A 3,564-nucleotide genomic window follows, 5' to 3' on the forward strand; every position below is an offset into this window, starting at 1 on the left:
CCCTCCGCCGTGTCGTTGGTGGCGACAGGGCGGCTCTCGCCGTAGCCCTGCACCGCAAAACAGCTCTCCGGCACGTCGCCGGTGTCGCGCATCCAGTCGCGCACCGCGCCGGCGCGCTTCAGGGAGAGCGCCTGGTTGGCCCGCTCGTCACCGGTGCTGTCGGTATGGCCGGCCACGATAATCAGCCAGCCCGGCTTCGCCCGGATCCCCACCAGCGCGTTAACCAGCACCTTCGTCGAACCGGGCTTNGCGGCGGCGAAGGCGGCACGTACGAGCGAATCGCATCCAGCACCGGCATACGCAGGCGCTCGCCCTGATATAGCCCAAGCCCCATTCCGGGAGGCTCGCCATTGCGCGCCCAGTCGTCCAGCTGCGCCGCATCTTCACGCAGAATACCGACGGCGGTGGCTTTGGCGGCCGCCTCCTCCGGCGAAATCTGCTGATAGTGATGTATGTCAAAGCTCAGCCGCTGCAGCAGCTGGCGGTTGTTCCAGCCGCTGCTGCACAGCGCGGCAACAGCGGCAGCGGTGAATAAGGCCAGCCCGCTGCGCCATGTCCGCTGCCTCGGCGTCAGCCCCTGGCCTTCCGGCAGCAGCGGCAGCACAAAATCTGGCAGCAGCGAGTTTGCGGTGGTTATCGACTCATTGGGACGCCAGCCCGCAACGTCGGCCATCGCGGTATGCCGCTGCAGCCACTCCGTCCAGACGGAGGATGGGAGGCATCCCGACAGCGCCGGCCCGCAGCCCCATAGCACCGCTGCCGGCACAACGCGCGGTATATCCGGGTTTTCGTCGATAAACACGGCCTGCACGTGTTGTTGAAACCACGCCATCAGGCAGTTGATCAGCACCTGCTGCTGCATCACCACTGCGCCGCCGGTCGTAACCCACGAAGCAACGGATCGCGGGGCTGCGCTCTCCCGCCAGACGCTGAGGCCCTCGCCGGGAATGGCCGCCTGCCAGAGCAGCTCGCGCATAATCACGCTGCCCGCAACGCCGCTCAGGATCAGCGGAATGCTGTAGCCGGTATCCCGACGCAGCCTGCCGATCTGCCAGCGTACCGCCAGCAGCCGGCTGGCCAGCGCTTCCGTATCACGATGGCGCTGCGGACAGACAACTATCATTATTGACAGCTGACGCCCCCAGTCAGGCCGTAGCCACAGCAGCTGTCGCGCCACCAGCTCCGGGTCCTGATGTTCTTCTACACGGATCCAGCAGCCCTGAGCCACCGTCAGCACCGCCGTTTCCTCGGGCCACGCCTGGGGCATATCGCCGCACACCAGCACAACCGGATGGCGATAGGCGGCGTCCGGTAAATTAGCGAAATCCGGCGCGGCCTGATGCGTCACCCGCCGGCGATTCAGATACCAGACGGAAGCGATAATCCCCCACAGCGCCACCATGACCAGCGCGGCCGCCGGCCGGGATAGCGGCAGAAAGGCCAGGCAAACAACGCCCGCCAGCAGCGCAGCCCACAGCGCCAGTACGCATCGTTGCGCAGCGCTCATTTCACTACTCCGGGCAACAGGGTCGTCAGCATCCTGTCGAGCCAGCTGTCCAGCCCCCACCACAGCGCGGCCAGCAGCGCCAGGCTGAACGCGATGCGTACCGGCCACGACGCCAGCAGGCCGCCCAGGGCATATCCGCCTCTGGCGTCGACCAGTACCGGGTGGTCGGAAGGAAAGCTGAAGGGCGGCACCCGCTCGCCAAGCGCTTTCACCAGCTTTTCACGCTCCGGATCGTTGAGCGACCGATAGCTGCCGAGAAATCCCAGCATCATGACCCGGTGAAAGCAGATCAGCACGGCCGGCACCGGAGCCGGATCGCGCAGCACGTCGCGCATGCGATCGCACAGCGAATCCCCGGCCTCGATGGTGCCAAGAAAGTGCCCCTGCAGCGGAATGTCGTACCACCGCACGCAGGCGTCATCCTGAACGCCGCGGCTTTTCACCGCTTCATCCAGCAGCGCGCACTGGGCAATAAGGATGTGCCGGCAGTCCTCTTCCGCCATTCCGGCCTCTTTCAGGGACTGCTGTACGCGCACAACGTCCTCAGCGCAGCGCTCCCACAGTATGCGGCCTTCCCCGTCATCAAAGGTCGGCCCATGCTGCAGGCTGACAACCTGCAGCCACGTGTCCTGCAGCAGTGCATCAATGTCAAAGCGTTTGTTGTCACTCATGTTCTCAGTACCGCATAGAGTTCCAGTTCAGGCTCGCCCAGCGTTCCCGGGGTGTAGAACATACATTTGCCACACTCCAGCATTTCCTGCGCCGCCGGATGGGAGAGATCGAGAGAGAAATACTGATTCTCCAGGCGCAGCGGGATCGCGGCGGGCACGTGGCGCAGCGGCTTAAGCGGGATCCCCTGTCGGGAGGCGTTGACCAGGCTAGTGACATAATCCGGGCTGCCGACCTTGCACTGCCGCGGAAACTGCTCCTGCAGCTGCGCAACGGGAAGGTGCGAACGCACGGAGAGATAATAATCGGCCCCTTCGCGCAGCCGCGGATCTTCCAGCCGCGCCAGCCACTGCCGCAGCCGCTTATCGTGTAGCAGCTCCAGCGCCAGCACCCGCGACGGCAAGCTGGCCTCCAGCAGTACGTTCAGCAACTCGAACAGCGGCGGGAACACCGCGTTCGGCCGCTCGTGCTGATAGACCGGAATAGCGCTGACCTGATGCGCCAGCGAAAAGGTCAACAGACTGCCCGCCAGCCGCGCCAGCTCCACATACAGACGCTCGGGGGCGCTCTGCGGGAAGCGATGAAACTGAGCCAGCACCGGTTCGGCGCTGTTCAGGGCGTTCAGCAGCCAGAACAGGGAGACGTCCGCCACGGCAAAGTCCGCCATCCGCTCGTTGCTTTCGCGCCGCATCCCCATCAGCCGGGTCAGGCGGGCGCGAAGCTGTGACATCAGTTGCTCCAGCTGCTGCGCCAGCCATCGGCTGCTGCCGACGGTCAGGGCGGGCGGCAAGAACGTATCGTCGAGCATCCAGTTACCCTGCCGGTCCCGCAGCAAGCGGGCGACCGGGCAGGTAAGATAATCGCTGTTGTCCTGGTGCGCGTACCGCAGGACGATCTCCGGCTGCATTACCGCTATTTGCCGGTTATCATCCCCGTACTGGTTGCGCACGTCCCGCCAGCGCTGACGGTAGCGTACCGGACGCTCGGCGACTTCGTCAGGTGCCAGACAGTTACCGCCGTTGGCACGCAGCAGCGGCAGTGCAAGCACAACCTCCGTCTCATGCGTATCCCCTTCCAGCATCAGCACCGGAGGAAGTGCATCGGCATTATCCGTATCGACCAGCGTTCCGTCCTGAAAGCGGACGTGCAGACGACGTGCCTGCAGACGCCCGAGCTTCAGTGCTTCGGGTTCGAATGAGGCTTCAATAACACCCCACGGGTGGTTAAGCCCCATCTGAGCTATGCATTCAACGGACCAGGCCGCATAGGCAACCTGCTGCTGAAAGTGCTGGGGCGAGATCATAATTCCCCGACCCCATAACGGTTGTTCTGTCTTCACAGCGCACCTGCCTTATGCTTTGGCCTTCGGCATCTGGCTGACCAGCGAC

Annotated in this window: 2 protein-coding genes and 1 pseudogene; all 3 read right to left on the minus strand. The window is 64.4% G+C overall.

Annotated features, from left to right (window positions below):
• A pseudogene (locus GJV78_RS22435) lies at positions 1-1,507 on the minus strand (OmpA family protein); the annotation flags it as partial.
• On the minus strand, positions 1,504-2,178 hold the full coding sequence (tssL, locus tag GJV78_RS22440; protein ID WP_155110274.1) for a type VI secretion system protein TssL, short form: 675 nt from the start codon (positions 2,176-2,178) through the stop codon (positions 1,504-1,506). The pseudogene GJV78_RS22435 and the gene tssL, both read right to left, overlap by 4 nt.
• Positions 2,175-3,515: a type VI secretion system baseplate subunit TssK gene (tssK, locus tag GJV78_RS22445; protein ID WP_167519718.1), complete on the minus strand. Its 1,341-nt coding sequence runs from the start codon at positions 3,513-3,515 to the stop codon at positions 2,175-2,177. The genes tssL and tssK overlap by 4 nt, the downstream gene beginning before the upstream one ends.
• Positions 3,516-3,564 lie beyond the last annotated feature (49 nt).

This window comes from Intestinirhabdus alba (assembly GCF_009711095.1).
GTDB lineage: Bacteria > Pseudomonadota > Gammaproteobacteria > Enterobacterales > Enterobacteriaceae > Intestinirhabdus > Intestinirhabdus alba.

Bases quoted from the DNA above. Each gene is read 5' to 3' on its own strand.
- tssL (WP_155110274.1), bottom strand. From the start codon at position 2,178: ATGAGTGACAACAAACGCTTTGACATTGATGCACTGCTGCAGGACACG.